The organism is Bacillus sp. 522_BSPC (genome assembly GCF_001076885.1).
GTDB lineage: Bacteria > Bacillota > Bacilli > Bacillales > Cytobacillaceae > Niallia > Niallia hominis.
Window position 1 is genome coordinate 13,300 of record NZ_JVDT01000122.1, and the last position, 14,569, is coordinate 27,868.

16 protein-coding genes are annotated in these 14,569 nt (G+C 34.7%); 5 read left to right on the top strand and 11 right to left on the bottom strand.

The window, feature by feature from the left end; translation table 11 throughout:
* Positions 1-631: 631 nt before the first annotated feature.
* Positions 632-2,212: a peptide chain release factor 3 gene (locus ADJ83_RS09655; protein ID WP_031534114.1), complete on the bottom strand. Its 1,581-nt coding sequence runs from the start codon at positions 2,210-2,212 to the stop codon at positions 632-634.
* Positions 2,213-2,383: 171 nt separating this feature from the next.
* A complete protein-coding gene (locus tag ADJ83_RS09660; RefSeq protein ID WP_031534112.1) occupies positions 2,384-3,097 on the bottom strand; it encodes an NAD-dependent deacylase in 714 nt (237 codons plus the stop codon).
* A gap of 194 nt (positions 3,098-3,291) precedes the next feature.
* Between ADJ83_RS09660 and ADJ83_RS09665 the strand changes: the two genes are divergently transcribed.
* Positions 3,292-4,059, top strand: a complete 768-nt coding sequence (locus ADJ83_RS09665; RefSeq protein WP_031534110.1) for a TatD family hydrolase — start codon at positions 3,292-3,294, stop codon at positions 4,057-4,059.
* Positions 4,060-4,126: 67 nt separating this feature from the next.
* Here ADJ83_RS09665 and ADJ83_RS24815 read toward each other — a convergent pair whose 3' ends face one another.
* From ADJ83_RS24815 to ADJ83_RS09675, 3 genes are all read right to left on the bottom strand, one after another.
* Positions 4,127-4,258, bottom strand: a complete 132-nt coding sequence (locus tag ADJ83_RS24815; RefSeq protein ID WP_081836521.1) for a YjcZ family sporulation protein — start codon at positions 4,256-4,258, stop codon at positions 4,127-4,129.
* Positions 4,259-4,297: 39 nt separating this feature from the next.
* Entirely contained in the window at positions 4,298-4,402 is a 105-nt protein-coding gene (locus ADJ83_RS24820; RefSeq protein WP_081836530.1) for a YjcZ family sporulation protein, read from the bottom strand.
* Positions 4,403-4,664: 262 nt separating this feature from the next.
* Positions 4,665-5,207, bottom strand: a complete 543-nt coding sequence (locus ADJ83_RS09675) for a GbsR/MarR family transcriptional regulator (RefSeq protein WP_031534108.1) — start codon at positions 5,205-5,207, stop codon at positions 4,665-4,667.
* Between the two features lie 333 nt (positions 5,208-5,540).
* Between ADJ83_RS09675 and proV the strand changes: the two genes are divergently transcribed.
* The 3 genes from proV to ADJ83_RS09690 are packed head-to-tail and all read left to right on the top strand — an operon-like array spanning position 5,541 to position 8,506.
* A complete protein-coding gene (gene proV / locus ADJ83_RS09680) occupies positions 5,541-6,785 on the top strand; it encodes a glycine betaine/L-proline ABC transporter ATP-binding protein ProV (protein WP_031534106.1) in 1,245 nt (414 codons plus the stop codon).
* Positions 6,778-7,623, top strand: a complete 846-nt coding sequence (locus ADJ83_RS09685; protein ID WP_031534103.1) for an ABC transporter permease — start codon at positions 6,778-6,780, stop codon at positions 7,621-7,623. Before proV ends, ADJ83_RS09685 begins: the two co-directional genes overlap by 8 nt.
* A 1-nt stretch (position 7,624) precedes the next feature.
* Positions 7,625-8,506, top strand: coding sequence for a glycine betaine ABC transporter substrate-binding protein (locus ADJ83_RS09690; protein ID WP_031534101.1), 882 nt, complete (start codon positions 7,625-7,627; stop codon positions 8,504-8,506).
* Positions 8,507-8,554: 48 nt separating this feature from the next.
* Here the strand turns inward: ADJ83_RS09690 and ADJ83_RS09695 are convergent, their stop codons facing one another.
* On the bottom strand, positions 8,555-10,069 hold the full coding sequence (locus tag ADJ83_RS09695; RefSeq protein ID WP_031534099.1) for a flotillin family protein: 1,515 nt from the start codon (positions 10,067-10,069) through the stop codon (positions 8,555-8,557).
* Between the two features lie 27 nt (positions 10,070-10,096).
* Complete coding sequence (locus ADJ83_RS09700) at positions 10,097-10,618, bottom strand: hypothetical protein (protein WP_048717690.1); 522 nt, start codon at positions 10,616-10,618, stop codon at positions 10,097-10,099.
* Between the two features lie 473 nt (positions 10,619-11,091).
* Between ADJ83_RS09700 and ADJ83_RS09705 the strand changes: the two genes are divergently transcribed.
* Entirely contained in the window at positions 11,092-11,406 is a 315-nt protein-coding gene (locus tag ADJ83_RS09705; protein ID WP_031534095.1) for a hypothetical protein, read from the top strand.
* Positions 11,407-11,491: 85 nt separating this feature from the next.
* On the opposite strand, the gene ADJ83_RS09710 is transcribed toward ADJ83_RS09705, so the two are convergent.
* The 4 genes from ADJ83_RS09710 to ADJ83_RS09725 form a co-directional block, all read right to left on the bottom strand.
* Positions 11,492-12,265 carry a Cof-type HAD-IIB family hydrolase gene (locus tag ADJ83_RS09710; protein WP_031534093.1) on the bottom strand — a complete coding sequence of 258 codons (774 nt, stop codon included), beginning with the start codon at positions 12,263-12,265 and terminating at the stop codon, positions 11,492-11,494.
* Positions 12,266-12,282: 17 nt separating this feature from the next.
* Entirely contained in the window at positions 12,283-13,074 is a 792-nt protein-coding gene (locus ADJ83_RS09715) for an ABC transporter ATP-binding protein (RefSeq protein ID WP_031534091.1), read from the bottom strand.
* 271 nt (positions 13,075-13,345) lie between these two features.
* Positions 13,346-13,612, bottom strand: a complete 267-nt coding sequence (locus ADJ83_RS09720) for a phosphocarrier protein HPr (protein ID WP_031534089.1) — start codon at positions 13,610-13,612, stop codon at positions 13,346-13,348.
* 125 nt (positions 13,613-13,737) lie between these two features.
* Complete coding sequence (locus tag ADJ83_RS09725; RefSeq protein ID WP_031534087.1) at positions 13,738-14,490, bottom strand: gamma-glutamyl-gamma-aminobutyrate hydrolase family protein; 753 nt, start codon at positions 14,488-14,490, stop codon at positions 13,738-13,740.
* Between the last annotated feature and the right edge of the window lie 79 nt (positions 14,491-14,569).

The window sequence follows — 14,569 nt, forward strand, 5'->3', positions numbered from 1 at the left end:
ATTTAACGAATATTCAATCTTTTTAACTTAATAGAATACTCTTATTGCATCGAAAGATAGTATCATCATTGCTAAATTGCTAACAAGTCAAATATGTTAACATTTGTTTGTTAACTTTTATAACAACTTGTTTTTATTATACCTATTTTTTTTCTAAATACAAATAGTTTTTTGAAAACTTTTAATTTTTATAATTATCGCGTGTTAATTATTTATTTAGACATACAAAAACCTTATATATCAGTAATTCGACTATCGAAAGACTTTTATTCCTACTATGAATACTAATAATTTATTAATTATTTTAATAATTATCAGAAAAAACAAATAGTATTCTTCTAAAATATATTATACCAACATAATAATCTCTCTCCTTTTTCAATAAACACTTGTTTTCTTCATCTATTTTCCTTCCTACATTTGTTCAAAAACCTGACATACTCTTTAGACATATCTCCTCCTTCCTATGATATCTTTTTATTGATTGACCCTCCAAATGAATCTATCTAAATAGATTACATCAGGTCGCTTGGAAACAAGGATTATTCCAAATAAAAAAAAGACTGTTCCAGCCATGGAACACCCTTAACCAAACGGGGGGATATCCATTTGAAACAATCTTATTTCTATCTTATTCTTGTTCATCCATCGGATTAAATAATTTCACTTCTGGATTTTTATCTTGGAACCATCTTAAGGCAAATTCATTTTCAAATAAAAATGCTTTTTTACCGAAACGATCCTCCACCAATAAGCTTCTTCCACTAGAAAGATTTTCATTCACTTCTTCATCTACTAGCCAACGAGCAATTTTAGAGCCAACATGTTCCATAATTACTTCAACATTGTATTCATTTCTCATGCGGTGCTCAAACACTTCAAATTGCAATTGACCTACTGCTCCAAGAAGATAATCTTCTGTTTTAACAGTCTTATACAGCTGAATTGCTCCTTCTTGAACAAGCTGCTGAATCCCTTTATGAAAATGCTTTTGTTTCATTACATTTTTTGCTGTTACCTTTACAAAAAGCTCTGGTGTAAACTGTGGTAACTTTTCATACTGAAAGGATGTTTTACTAACGGTTAACGTATCTCCAATTTGATAAAACCCTGGGTCATATAATCCAATAATATCCCCACTAACTGCTTCATTTACAGTGCTTCTGTCATCTGCCATAAATTGAGTCGATTGAGCTAACTTCACTTGTTTTCCAGTTCTCGGTAAATTAACAGTCATTCCTCGTTCGAATTTCCCAGAACAAATCCGTAGGAATGCGATACGATCACGGTGAGCTGGATTCATATTCGCTTGAATCTTAAAAATAAACCCTGAGAATTCCTCAGAAAGCGGATTAATCTCGCCAACAGAAGAGTTTCTTGCTTGTGGCGATGGAGCAAATTGCAAGTAGGTTTCTAAAAACGTTTGAACTCCAAAGTTACTTAAGGCACTCCCAAAAAATACTGGTGTTAAATCCCCATTGTTAATTTTCTCCTCAGAGAATTCATTCCCCGCTTCATTTAATAGCATAATTTCTTCTAACGTTTGATCATATAAGGAATCCCGTTTAATTGGATGGTCTCCCTCAATTTCGCCATCTTCATTCAGCGGAATATACTTATCAGTATCTTCTACACGGAACTGTTCAATCCGCTTATAAAATCGATCATATATTCCTAGGAATTCTTTTCCCATTCCAATTGGCCAATTCATTGGATAGGACTCTATTCCCATCACTTCTTCCAATTCTGCAAGTAACTCAAGAGGTGCTTTCCCTTGGCGATCCAATTTATTTATAAAAGTAAAAATAGGAATACCCCTCATTTTACAAACTTTAAATAGCTTTAATGTTTGTTCCTCTATCCCTTTTGCAGAATCAATAATCATGACAGCACTATCAACTGCTGTAAGTGTACGATAAGTGTCCTCACTAAAGTCTTGGTGACCTGGTGTATCCAAAATATTTACGCGTGCATCTTGATAATCAAATTGCATCACACTGGAAGTAACAGAGATTCCTCTTTGCTTTTCTATCTCCATCCAGTCACTTGTTGCATATTTCCCTGTCTTCTTCCCTTTAACAGTTCCAGCATCGCGAATAGCGCCACCGAATAGTAATAGTTTTTCCGTTAATGTCGTTTTACCAGCATCCGGATGGGAAATAATCGCAAAGGTGCGACGTGACAGTACATCCTGTTTAAAATTCTTTGACATGTTACTTTCCTCTCTTTTTACGCTTTCAAATTTAGTCCATTCCCTTATATTATCTCGATATATCAAAGTTTGCAATGGGTTTAAATGTATTTAAACTAGTTTTATTTCGACTATTTTCTTCTATATTCTCAAAGAAGCTTTAATTTCTTTTGCTCTCCCCCATACTGTTCATTATAGCTTAGAATTTATTTCCTCTAATACGTTGCCAATTGGTTCATGAATAACGATATCTGCTATCCGATCCATTTCTGTTGGTTCTTTGTTTACTATAATTAACTTAGCTCCCGTTTCACTTGCTAGCAATGGAAATTGATTTGCTGGTGATACTGATAAAGAAGAACCTAATACTAAAAAAACATCTGACTTAATGGCAGCTTCTTCTGCCGTTAAAAAAGGCTGTTCTGGGAGCATTTCACCAAAGAGTATAATGGAGGGTCTCAATACACCACCACAGCCACATGTATAATTATCATGTAGATATTCTTCACTTAGATAGCTTCTTCCACACGTTTCACAATGAACCTTTTTTAGTGTCCCATGTAGTTCAGCGACTTTCTCACTTCCTGCTTCTTGATGAAATCCATCAACATTTTGGGTAATGATTTGTTTTAAATACCCCTTTCTTTCCCATTCAGCCAGAATTTCATGCCCTTTATGTGGCTTTAAGTCATGGATACCTTGTACTCTTTTTCTATAAAAATCGGTGAATTCTTGTAAATGATTATTTAAGGCATTCGTACTGGAAAGATATTGCTTTTGTTCGGTTGTCCATAATCCACGGTTAGCTGACCGAAAATCTGGTAATCCACTCTCTGTTGACATACCTGCACCTGTAAATACAACTAAATGATTTGCAGACTTGATTAATTTTACTAATGAAACCATCTTACAATCCCCCCTTATGTACCTCTTATCCCTTCATTTTATCAAATGGATGAAAGTACTCAAAATCAATGTTCTTTCCTATTAATTTCGATTGGTTTCCTACTCTTTCCTTCTGTTATAATGAATGAATGAAAATATCCATTATTGGAGACTATAAGTCATTTCTCCAATCTAACATTTAAAGGTGATGAAAGATGAAACAGATAATAGATGCACATATTCATTTAGATCAGTACAGCAGAGACGATATACTTCGTTTTGCTATGGAAGAAACAGTGCAATATGCCATCAGTGTTTCAAGTAATTTAGAATCATGTAAAAAAACGAAAAAACTGAGCCAGGAGTTCGCTTTTATTAAAGCCGCATATGGATATCATCCCGAACAATCTATCCCTTCTGACAAATCCTTATCTGCTCTATTTACATGGATGCACGAAAATCAAGAAAGCATGACTGCAATTGGTGAAGTTGGTTTGCCCCATTATATACGGAGAAAATCTCCTTCTTGCATTCCTTTAGAACCTTATATGGAAATTTTGGAGCTATTTATTATATTTGCAAAAAAATTAGAAAAACCCGTTATTCTACATAGTATTTACGAAGAAGCAGATATCGCTATTCATTTACTTGAAAAACACAGCTTCTCAATGGCACATTTTCACTGGTTTAAGGGAAATCCCAAAACAATTGAACAAATGATATCAAATGGTTATTCTATTTCCATTACTCCTGATTTATTATATAAGGAAAAAACTCGCCAACTTGCAAAACTATACCCAATTGAAAATATAATGGTAGAAACAGATGGCCCTTGGTCACTCGAAGGACCTTATCACCATCAAAAAACTGTTCCAATGATGATTCACGATACCGTTCACTATTTATCGGCAATTAAAAACATTACATTACCAGATATGTACAACCAGCTTTTGAAAAACACGAAAAATTTTTACTCCATTTAATTGATCGCTATAGTAGTAGAGAAAAGGAGACTGATCCCTTCGAATCAGTCTCCACCTTTTCAACATTTTACCATTTGAAACAAGCTGCACCTACAATGATTAAAAGAATGAATAAAACAACGATTAAGGCGAAACCTCCGCCGTAACCTCCACCACCATAGCCATAGCTAGGATATCCACAACCACCATATCCGTACATTCTAGTTCCTCCTTTTACATTCTATTCAGTTACGGATTATTAAAATCCGCCGTAACCCCAAGAAGCACCGATAATCACCAATAAAATAAATAATACTACTAAAAGAGCGAAACCTCCGCCGTAACCTACTCCAACTTCACCCATGAATAAAAACCTCCTTTTTTTGATTCCATATATCCTATTCAGGAATCTAAAATGTGCGATAGACAAATGCACATTTTTTAGGTTTTTTAACCAGTTTTGACTTTGAGCAAATTGTTCTCCCTTAGATTTCCTTTTCTTTTTTACTTTATTTGCGTAAATCCAAAAGGTTTTATTATCGTCAAAAAAACAAAAAAATGTTTTCATATATGGTTTTATATCAAACCGTATATGAAAACACCCTTTTAGTAAAATTTACTTAGATTTATTTTTCGTCTTCTTTTTTTGGTACTAAATGAAATATTTCATGTGATTCCAAACTATCTACAAACCGATCTAGCCAATTATAGTAATTGATTGCATAATTTAATTTTTCTAAGTCATTTTCCGCATCTTTCTTAACATCTTCAGAAATATCGTCTTTATTTATTAAGACTCTTAATTCATTAATGGACTTTTCAATGGCATACACATTTTCCGTAATTGCCAATCTCCATTTGATCGTGAAAAAATCGATAAATGATTGATACCAATCTTCTTCCGCCTTATATAAATCTTTTCGAACACCTTTTCGCCAAACTTTGTCCACCATTTTCAATTCAAGTAATGTTCGAACCGATGTACTCATACTGGTTTTACTCATCCCCAGCTCTTCTTTCATTTCGTCAAGAGTCATTGGGTCTTGCTGGAACAATAACATCCCATATAATCTACCAATTGATTCTGTTACACCATATAAATCCATATTTTGTGCTACAGAATCAATTACTCTCTCTCGAGCAATATTTAACTGCTCCCTATCCGTCATTTATCATTCACATCCATATTTTATGTTTACTTAATCATTTTAATAATGATTATTTCAATAATCAAGGTGAATCAATAATCAAAAACTTAAATGTATATTCTGTTTATAGATTAACATGAATGAAAAAAAAGTAAAGTAACATCAACTATAGGAAAAGGAAGCATTTGGGCGCATTATTAAGAATTAAGCACCTACAGTTCGTTCAGTTTTTTCTGTACGTTCAGAATGAATGATTTCAACTGATTATACCGTTTGAAATACTTGCTAATTATCTCCTATAATAAGTGAGGGCTCGATATACAATAGAGCGGTTAGAATTAAAGAGGTGAAAAAATGGAAAGTATGGCAAAATTAAAAATCGAAAATGTAACAAAAATTTTCGGGAAAAATGCAAAAAAGGCCATTCAGCTATTAAATAATGGTGAATCAAAAAAAGATATTCTTAAAAAAACAGGAGCAACAGTCGGGGTAAATAAGGCTAGTTTTGAAGTGAATCCTGGAGAGATATTTGTAATCATGGGACTTTCAGGAAGTGGTAAATCAACATTAGTTCGTATGTTTAACCGTCTGATTGATCCAACCATCGGGAATATTTATATTGATGGGAAAGACATTGTACGTATGTCTAAAGAAGAGTTACGCAATGTTCGTAGAGAAAAAGTAAGCATGGTCTTTCAGAAATTTGCATTACTTCCCCATCGAACAATCTTAGAAAATGCTGAATTTGGTTTAGAAATTCAAGGTGTAGATAAAGCGACTCGCAAAGAACAAGCCTTAGAAGCTCTTAAACTAGTTGGTTTAACAGGTTACGAAAATCAATATCCAGACCAACTAAGTGGCGGGATGCAACAAAGGGTAGGTCTTGCTCGTGCATTGGCAAATGATCCAGATATTCTTTTAATGGATGAAGCATTTAGCGCACTTGATCCTTTAATTCGTAAAGATATGCAGGACGAGTTATTAGACCTGCAATCAAATATGGAAAAAACAATCATATTTATTACACATGATTTAGATGAAGCATTGCGAATTGGTGATCGAATCGCATTAATGAAGGATGGGTCTATTGTCCAAGTAGGAACGCCTGAAGAAATTTTAATGAATCCTTCCAATGATTATGTAGAACGATTTGTCGAAGATGTTGATTTATCGAAAGTTTTAACGGCAAATCACATAATGAAACGTGCAGAGGCAGTCAATATAGAAAAAGGTCCTCGTGTTGCATTACAAATGATGAAGAAACTCGGAATCTCAAGTATCTATGTTGTAAATAAACGTAGAGAGCTTCTTGGAGCAATTACTGCCGATGATGCACGTATAGCCAGCGAAAAAAATGAAGGAATCGAAGCCATCTTACAAAAAGATGTTATTACGGTAACAGGTGATACATTATTATCTGACCTATTCGATAAAGTTTCCACTGCAATCATTCCAGTTGCTGTTATAGATGATCAAAATAGATTAAAAGGAATTCTTGTAAGAGGTGCAGTTATTGGTGCTCTTGCTGGTAATAATGAACTTATTAATGCACCTACACCGACAGAAACCGTACCAGTTGGGGGGGAAAATAATGAATAATCTATTTCCTAAACTGCCTGTCGCAGATTGGATCGATTCCTTTGTTGACTGGCTTACAACTACTTTTGAAGTATTATTTGATGGAATTACAGCAGTACTAGAATTTGTAGTTAATATTATAGTTTCTTTCTTTGGATTCATTCCTCCTATTCTATTAATCATTTTATTAGCATTACTGGCTTGGAAATTAGCGAATAAGAAGATTGCACTATTTACGCTTATAGGCTTATTACTTGTTGATAATTTAGGCTACTGGGAACCAATGATTGATACATTAGCCCTTGTTCTTTCAGCTGTATTTATCTCGATTGTTATTGGTATTCCGCTAGGCATTTGGGCTTCTCAAAACAATACAGTCCGCAATATCGTAATCCCGATATTAGACTTTATGCAGACAATGCCAGCTTTTGTATATTTAATACCGGCCATTTTCTTCTTTAGTATCGGGGTAGTGCCAGGAGTAGTTGCTTCTGTAATTTTTGCAATGCCACCTACTATACGCTTAACAATTCTTGGTATCCAACAGGTACCAAGCGATATTACAGAAGCTACCGAAAGTTTTGGTAGTACTACATCTCAAAAATTATTAAAAGTTCAATTACCACTTGCAATGCCAACTATATTAGCTGGTATTAATCAAAGTATCATGCTTGCGCTATCAATGGTAGTAATTGCTGCAATGGTTGGTGCGCCTGGATTAGGTGCAGATGTCTATCGTGCTGTAACTCAGATTCAAATTGGTCGTGGGTTTGAAGCCGGTATTTCTATTGTAGTACTTGCAATCATTTTAGATAGAATTACCCAAAATGTGGGCACAAAAAAAAAGGGGGCAAATTAATATGAAAAAAATGACAAGCTTACTAGGAGCAATCACGCTTACTTTAGGGTTAGCTGCCTGTGGTTCTGACAGTGCAGATAACGAAAATGCTACAATTGGCGAAAAGGTCGATTATGAAATTATCGGGATTGACCCTGGAGCAGGATTAATGAAAGCAACAAACCAAGCAATTAGTGATTATGAATTAAGCGATTGGACTTTAGTAGAAGGATCAAGTGCAGCGATGACTGCCGCGCTAAAAAAAGCATATGATAAAGAAGAACCTATCATTGTAACAGGCTGGACTCCGCACTGGATGTTTACTGCCTATGATTTGAAATACTTAGAAGATCCAAAAGGCTCATATGGTGAAGATGAAAACATTCATTCCATTGTACGTAATGGCTTAAAAGAAGATATGCCAGAAGCATATGAAGTATTAGATAATTTCCATTGGACAACAGAAGATATGGGAGTTGTTATGATGGATATTTATGAAGGAGAGTCACCTGAAAAAGCAGCCGAAAGCTGGGTTGAAGAAAATGCTGATAAAGTTAGTGAATGGACTGACGGCGTTGACAGCGTTGATGGTGACAAAATTAAAATTGGTTACGTTGCATGGGATAGCGAAATTGCAAGTACAAATGTTGTTGGCCAGGTATTAACAGATTTAGGCTATGATGTAACATTAAGTCAAGTAGAAGCAGGTCCTATGTGGACTGGTGTTGCTGACGGCAGCTTAGACGCACATATCGCTGGCTGGTTACCAATTACACATGAAGACTATGCAAGCAAATATGAAGGCCAATTCGAAGATTTAGGCGCTAACCTAGAAGGAACAAAATTAGGACTAGTCGTACCAAGCTATATGGATATTGATTCCATTGAAGATTTGAAAGAATAATAGCATATTGAAAAAGGGTCCGATTATAAATCTGACCCTTTTTCTTCCTTATTCTGATTTATTACTTAAATTATCATTCAATTCATTAATACTTTGACGAATATTCCCTTTACCAGATAAATTCTCCAATAATTCTTTAACATCAATCCCAGCTGAAGCCTTTAAAGATTCCTGCATTGTTGACATGAGGTTTGTCGCATAGCCTGTTACTTTATTTGCTCCACCATTACTGCCATCACTTCCTGTATCAACAACTGTAATCTTATCAATATTCGCTAATGGGCTAGCCACTTGTTTTGCATATTCCGGTAACATGTCAAGCACCATATCTAAGATTGCCGCTTGGCCGTATTGTGCATATGCTTCTGCAATCTTGCGTTTCGCTTCCGCTTCTGCCAAACCTTTTAAGCGAATGATGTCTGCTTCTGTTTCCCCTTTTGCTTTTTCCGCTTCCGCTTTCGCTAAACCGTCTACACGGACTTTTTCTGCCTCGGCTTTCGCTTGTGACTCAATACGATATTGATTAGCATCTGCTTCTGCAATTTCACGACGTTTATTTGCCTCAGCTGCCTGTTCCATTGCATAGCGATCTGCATCAGCTTTCTTTTTAACCTCTGAATCATATTGCTTTTCTCTTCTTAAAATTTCTTTTTCTTCTAATTCAATTTGTTTCTGTCTTTCAATGATCTTAATTTGCATTTCTTGTTCGGTAACTTCTTGCTTAGAACGAGCACTTTCTAAATCATACGCTTGGTCAGCACGCGCTTTTGCAATATCTTGATCTCTTCTATAATCAGCAATTTTCATTTGATTTTCTTTTTCTGCTTCGGCAATTTCCGTAGCTCTTTCTAATTCAGCCTTTTTAGCATCCTTATCTGCTTCTGCCTTTTTAATTCTTGTTTCTTTATCGGCTTCTGCAGTTGCTATGTCTGCATCTCTTTTTACTTGTGCAATACGCGGTTTACCAAGGGATTCTAAGTATCCATTTTTATCTCTTACATCTTTAATGGTAAAAGAGACAATGACCAGACCCATTTTTGCCAAGTCATGTGAAGCAACTCTTTGCACTTCTTGTGAAAACTTATCTCTATTTTTATAAATTTCCTCTACTGTCATACTACCAAGGATAGAACGCAAATGTCCTTCTAATACTTCTCTTGCTTCGTTTTCACGATCTTGTTTGGTTTTCCCCAAAAACTGTTCAGCTGCTGTTGCGATTTCACCAATAGAACCACCAATTTTAATAATTGCTGTACCATCTGCCATTACTGGAACACCTTGCTCTGTATATACTTCAGGTGTCGAAACATCTAATTTGCTAGATAATAAGCTTAAAGGCTCTGATTGTTGGAAAACAGGGAGAATAAATGCCCCTCCGCCTCTAATGATCTTAATTTTATTTCCAGATTCATCAACATGAACATTTTTTGATCCTAAATAGCTTCCTGTTACAATTAGCGCTTCGTCAGGTCCTGCTGTTTTATACTTTGCCATAAATATACTAATAAGTGCGATTAGTAAAATTGCTACAATTCCTATTACAATCCAAATCTCCATTTGCATCCAGTTTTCCTCCTCTTATTAACTTTCCTAAATTCCGTTATTACGGACTACATAAGCAACATTCTCTTTAATCTCTACTACAACCGTTTCCTCACCAAAGCCAATTTCTTCATTATAAAAGCTTGCTGCGGTCTTTGAAATATTACCGCTTATACTCTCAATTAAAATTTCTCCATATCCATCTTTCGGAATAGCAGTAATCACTCTGCCAATTCTCCCTTTTAATGATTCATCATTGTAAACCAATGACTCCTCTGCATTGGCAAGTGGGATAAATACAAAAAAATGTAAACAGCTAGAAACAATGAGTGCAATAACTGCTGAAATAGATAGAATCATAACACTATTGATATCGGAATACTTTTCCATCAAATAGCCACTTGCTGCTAATATCGTAAAAAAAGCAAGGATTAAAGTGGGATTGAAGACACCAATATCTCCGCCAAATAAATCTGATAATAATAATGTTAAAATGACACATATTCCCGATCCTATTAATACGGTTAAATAAATGGTGGGAAGATCAAAGCCGAATATTTCCATATACATCATTCACTTTCCATTTTTTAAATTTTATTATGTGGTCACCTAATCATTCCTCCTTCATGTTATTTCTTATCAAATATACGATTAGAAATTAAAAAAGGTTTCAGGAATATTTATAAAAAACAAATTCACCCTATTCATTTTTCCTTTCCATATCCATTATGCCTCATATGTTGTAAGAATCGATCTTTCTCGCAGTTCCCCTAGAGATGCTACGATTATTCAAGCGGTTCCGTTATTCTCATTAATTGCTTTTCCTATAAAAAGCAACATTCTTTTAGAAAACACCTTTCCTAACAATAAACTACATCAAAAAAGGGAAAACGATATTACATTCAAATTTTCGTCATCTTTATGTTTTTGTTTCATATCATAATTTAGAGGGAATTTCATATATATCAACCTATTATTACATCTGCCATTGATACCGTTTTAGCAATTATTTTTAACGAAAAGGTGATATTGTGGAGGCGCATATGAAAAGTACGGAAAAACACGACGAAAAGAAAAATAGTATTAGCAAAAAAATCATCTATTTTTTAGGTTCCATCTTACTCTTAACTACCCTATTTGGAGGCTATATTTTCTCAGATAAATATTTTGCTAGTGAGCCCAGAACAGGAAAAGAAGAATTCGGAGAAAAAGTAGTTATCACCTTACCAAATGGAAAAAAGGTATTTACCTACGAAAACCTAATCGTGAAAGAAGATGGCAAACTTCTTTATAAAGGGGAACGTAATACCATCGATTTATCAGGTGGAGTTGTAGTGTATGAAGATTGGAAAGACTAGATTATCTTTTTCATCCTAAGCTGTCAAAAGACTAAAAACTAACTTTTGACAGCTTTTCTTCTATGTATATTAAAAATGTCCCGTACTAGATTAAACCAATTTCTTTCAAACCATAAGAGAGACCGCCTTCATTCACATGTTTTGTGACCATTTTCGCAAATGGTATAACTTCTTCATGAGCATTTCCCATCGCTATCCCCATACCTACATACGAGAGCATTTCTTTATCATTTAACCCATCTCCAAATGCCACAGCTTCCTGAGGATCGATATTTAATCTATTTAAAATTTCCACTATTCCTGCTGCCTTTGACCCACCAGTGGGGATAACATCCATTGATAAAGGATGCCAACGTACAAAGTGAATCGTTGAAAAAGTTTCTTCATATAAATTTTCATCTTTTTCTTCACAGAAAAGCAAGCATTGATAAATATCCGCCTCCTTCCAAAAATCTTTTCGATAGGATGGCGCATTTAATTTCAATGACTGAAAGGATTCAATAATATGAGCATGCTCTTGATGATTTGCACAGCATTCCTTACTTCCTTGAAATACTAACGGATGATCATTTTTTAAAGCAATTTGTTCTAATTTCTCTAGCGTCTCTATCGGAATCGGTTTTTTATATACCTCCTCTTTCTCATGAACAACGTACGAGCCGTTAAAAGAGATATATGATGTTAAATTTAATTCAGCTAATATATCTGAAAAGAAATACGGTGCTCTTCCTGTTGCTAAAACGATGGGAATATTGCGTTTCTTTAACTCATTAATTGCTAATTTTGCATCATGAGGTATTTTTTTCTCCTCATTCACTAACGTTCCATCTATATCTATAAAGACAATTTTATAAGCCACAATCTATTCTCCCTTTCCTAATTTTCGATCAGTGAGCGCTTTTTTCTAGCCAAAAGCGGCCGTTCGTTATTCCAAATAACTTCAACTGGTAACGAAAAAAAGCTACTCATATTTTTGCTCGTTAATATATCCTTTGTATAGCCAGAGGAAAATTCCTTACCTTCTTTCAAGAGAAAAGAGTGGGAAAAAACTGGCAATACCTCTTCCACATGATGTGTAACATAAATGATGCTTGTGTCCTCGTTTACTATCTTTGAAATGGTGTCCAATAATTGTTCCCTTGCCAAAAAATCCAAGCCAGTTGCTGGTTCATCCAAAATAATAAGCTCCGGATCCAGCATTAATGCTCTTCCAATAAGAACCTTTTGTCTCTCACCTTGCGATAAGCTATTATATGGTCTGTCAGCATATTCCAAACTACCTAACTGCTTCATAATAGCAATAGCTCGATTTCTGATTTCAGTTGTCGGTGACTCATATAAACCAATAGACGCATAAGCGCCACTTAGCACGATTTCAAATGCACTGTCAGATTCATATAATTTTTGTTGCAGACGATTTGATACCAATCCAATTCTTCTTCTCAGTGCTCCCCCTAATTCAGATTTCCCAAATACCTTTCCTAGAACTTCCATCTTACCTTCTGTTGGATGATAATAGGCACAAATCATATTTAATAAAGCTGTCTTACCGGCACCATTAAGACCATATAAAATCCAATTCTCCCCTTTTTTAATCTCCCAATTAATATGTTGTAGAATCCACTGTCCATTTCTTTTTAAGCCCACATCATCTAATTTTACAATCATGCCAATCCTCCTATTCCCTTTTCATTTTACTAAAAATTCTCATATTATGTACAGAGAGAAATGGAGATAGCGAATATATAGAAACGAACGCATCCATGAAATGCGCTATTTTATCATTGAAAAAAAACAAAAAAAGATCTAGCTTTTGTAATGTAAAGACAACAAAAGTCAGATCTTTTTTTGTTAACATCGAAATGTAAACGCTTTAACAAAGCTACAAAAAAATAAATGAGAGTGACCCCCATTTCAGAGGGCCATTGAAGCATATAGATTAACCAACTAATCCTTCTTTTTTAAGGACAGCTTCTACACCTTCTACTGCTTCTACTTCATCTTCACCAGTTGCAGAAATAGTAATTTCTCCACCCTTTGGTACACCTAGTGACATTACGCCCATAATAGACTTTAAGTTTACAGATTTACCTTTGAACGAGATTTGCATATCAGATTTGTATTTACTAGCAGTGCTTACTAATAATGTTGCTGGTCTTGCATGAATCCCAGTTTCATCAATTACCGTAAATGTTTTTTCGCTCATTGTTATGCCTCCTAAGAAAAAATTGTCTTACCTTATTATTTTAGCTGATTTTAGGAGTTAATACTAACTTTTTTTTCATCTTTTTCTTTTTTTGCCTTTATCTTTATCTTCATGACTGTTTTTTCTTATGACTTCATTTTATGTAACATGTTCACTTTTTCTAGTTTTGCTCTCTTTATAAATTCAGCAAAAATTTGATTCATCTTTTCATTGGTAGATGCCATAGATTCAGGATGCCATTGTACTCCCAACAAAAAATTTTGATAACTCTTATGCTCGACCGCTTCAATGATGCCATCCTTACTTCTTGCAACCTCCACTAAATCCTTTGCTAACATATCAATCGCTTGATGGTGAATGCTATTTACCCTTGTTTTCGTTTCTCCTATTATAGATGCTAATTGACTATCTTCTTTTATGGTTACAAAATGAGTATCCCAGCTTCTTTTCACAGATTGAGTATGTTTAATACTATCTTTCACTTGAGAAGGAATATCTTGAATTAGTGTTCCCCCTAAAGCAACATTTAATATTTGAATCCCTCTGCATATTGCTAGTATTGGTTTATTTGTCTCCATCGCTCTATTAATTACATTTATTTCCACTTTATCCCGCAGGAGAATGGTATCCCCGATATTTTGATGTGGATCTTCTCCAAATGTAATAGGATCTATATCCTCTCCACCACTTAGAATAACGGCATCACATAGATCTACCATTTCTACTGCAAGATTCTCTTCCACAAACGGAAGAATGATCGGCAACCCACCATTGGCAGCAATTGATTTTTGATAATCATGATGAACGTATGTACCTTCCATGAATTTATTTTTAAATATATAAGCACCTGTTATCCCTATTATCGGTTTACTCAACATCTTCATCCCCTGACGCTTCTATTTTTTTAATATTAACAATATTAAAAATGAAATAAAAGGGCATGTCAATAAACTTGTC

Excerpts from the sequence above, each read along its gene's own strand:
- ADJ83_RS09655 (WP_031534114.1), bottom strand. The coding sequence starts at position 2,212 with ATGTCAAAGAATTTTAAACAGGATGTACTGTCACGTCGCACCTTTGCG.
- ADJ83_RS09660 (WP_031534112.1), bottom strand. The coding sequence starts at position 3,097 with ATGGTTTCATTAGTAAAATTAATCAAGTCTGCAAATCATTTAGTTGTA.
- ADJ83_RS09665 (WP_031534110.1), top strand. The coding sequence starts at position 3,292 with ATGAAACAGATAATAGATGCACATATTCATTTAGATCAGTACAGCAGA.
- ADJ83_RS24815 (WP_081836521.1), bottom strand. The coding sequence starts at position 4,258 with ATGTACGGATATGGTGGTTGTGGATATCCTAGCTATGGCTATGGTGGT.
- ADJ83_RS24820 (WP_081836530.1), bottom strand. The coding sequence starts at position 4,402 with ATGGGTGAAGTTGGAGTAGGTTACGGCGGAGGTTTCGCTCTTTTAGTA.
- ADJ83_RS09675 (WP_031534108.1), bottom strand. The coding sequence starts at position 5,207 with ATGACGGATAGGGAGCAGTTAAATATTGCTCGAGAGAGAGTAATTGAT.
- proV (WP_031534106.1), top strand. The coding sequence starts at position 5,541 with ATGGAAAGTATGGCAAAATTAAAAATCGAAAATGTAACAAAAATTTTC.
- ADJ83_RS09685 (WP_031534103.1), top strand. The coding sequence starts at position 6,778 with ATGAATAATCTATTTCCTAAACTGCCTGTCGCAGATTGGATCGATTCC.
- ADJ83_RS09690 (WP_031534101.1), top strand. The coding sequence starts at position 7,625 with ATGAAAAAAATGACAAGCTTACTAGGAGCAATCACGCTTACTTTAGGG.
- ADJ83_RS09695 (WP_031534099.1), bottom strand. The coding sequence starts at position 10,069 with ATGCAAATGGAGATTTGGATTGTAATAGGAATTGTAGCAATTTTACTA.
- ADJ83_RS09700 (WP_048717690.1), bottom strand. The coding sequence starts at position 10,618 with ATGTATATGGAAATATTCGGCTTTGATCTTCCCACCATTTATTTAACC.
- ADJ83_RS09705 (WP_031534095.1), top strand. The coding sequence starts at position 11,092 with ATGAAAAGTACGGAAAAACACGACGAAAAGAAAAATAGTATTAGCAAA.
- ADJ83_RS09715 (WP_031534091.1), bottom strand. The coding sequence starts at position 13,074 with ATGATTGTAAAATTAGATGATGTGGGCTTAAAAAGAAATGGACAGTGG.
- ADJ83_RS09720 (WP_031534089.1), bottom strand. The coding sequence starts at position 13,612 with ATGAGCGAAAAAACATTTACGGTAATTGATGAAACTGGGATTCATGCA.
- ADJ83_RS09725 (WP_031534087.1), bottom strand. The coding sequence starts at position 14,490 with ATGTTGAGTAAACCGATAATAGGGATAACAGGTGCTTATATATTTAAA.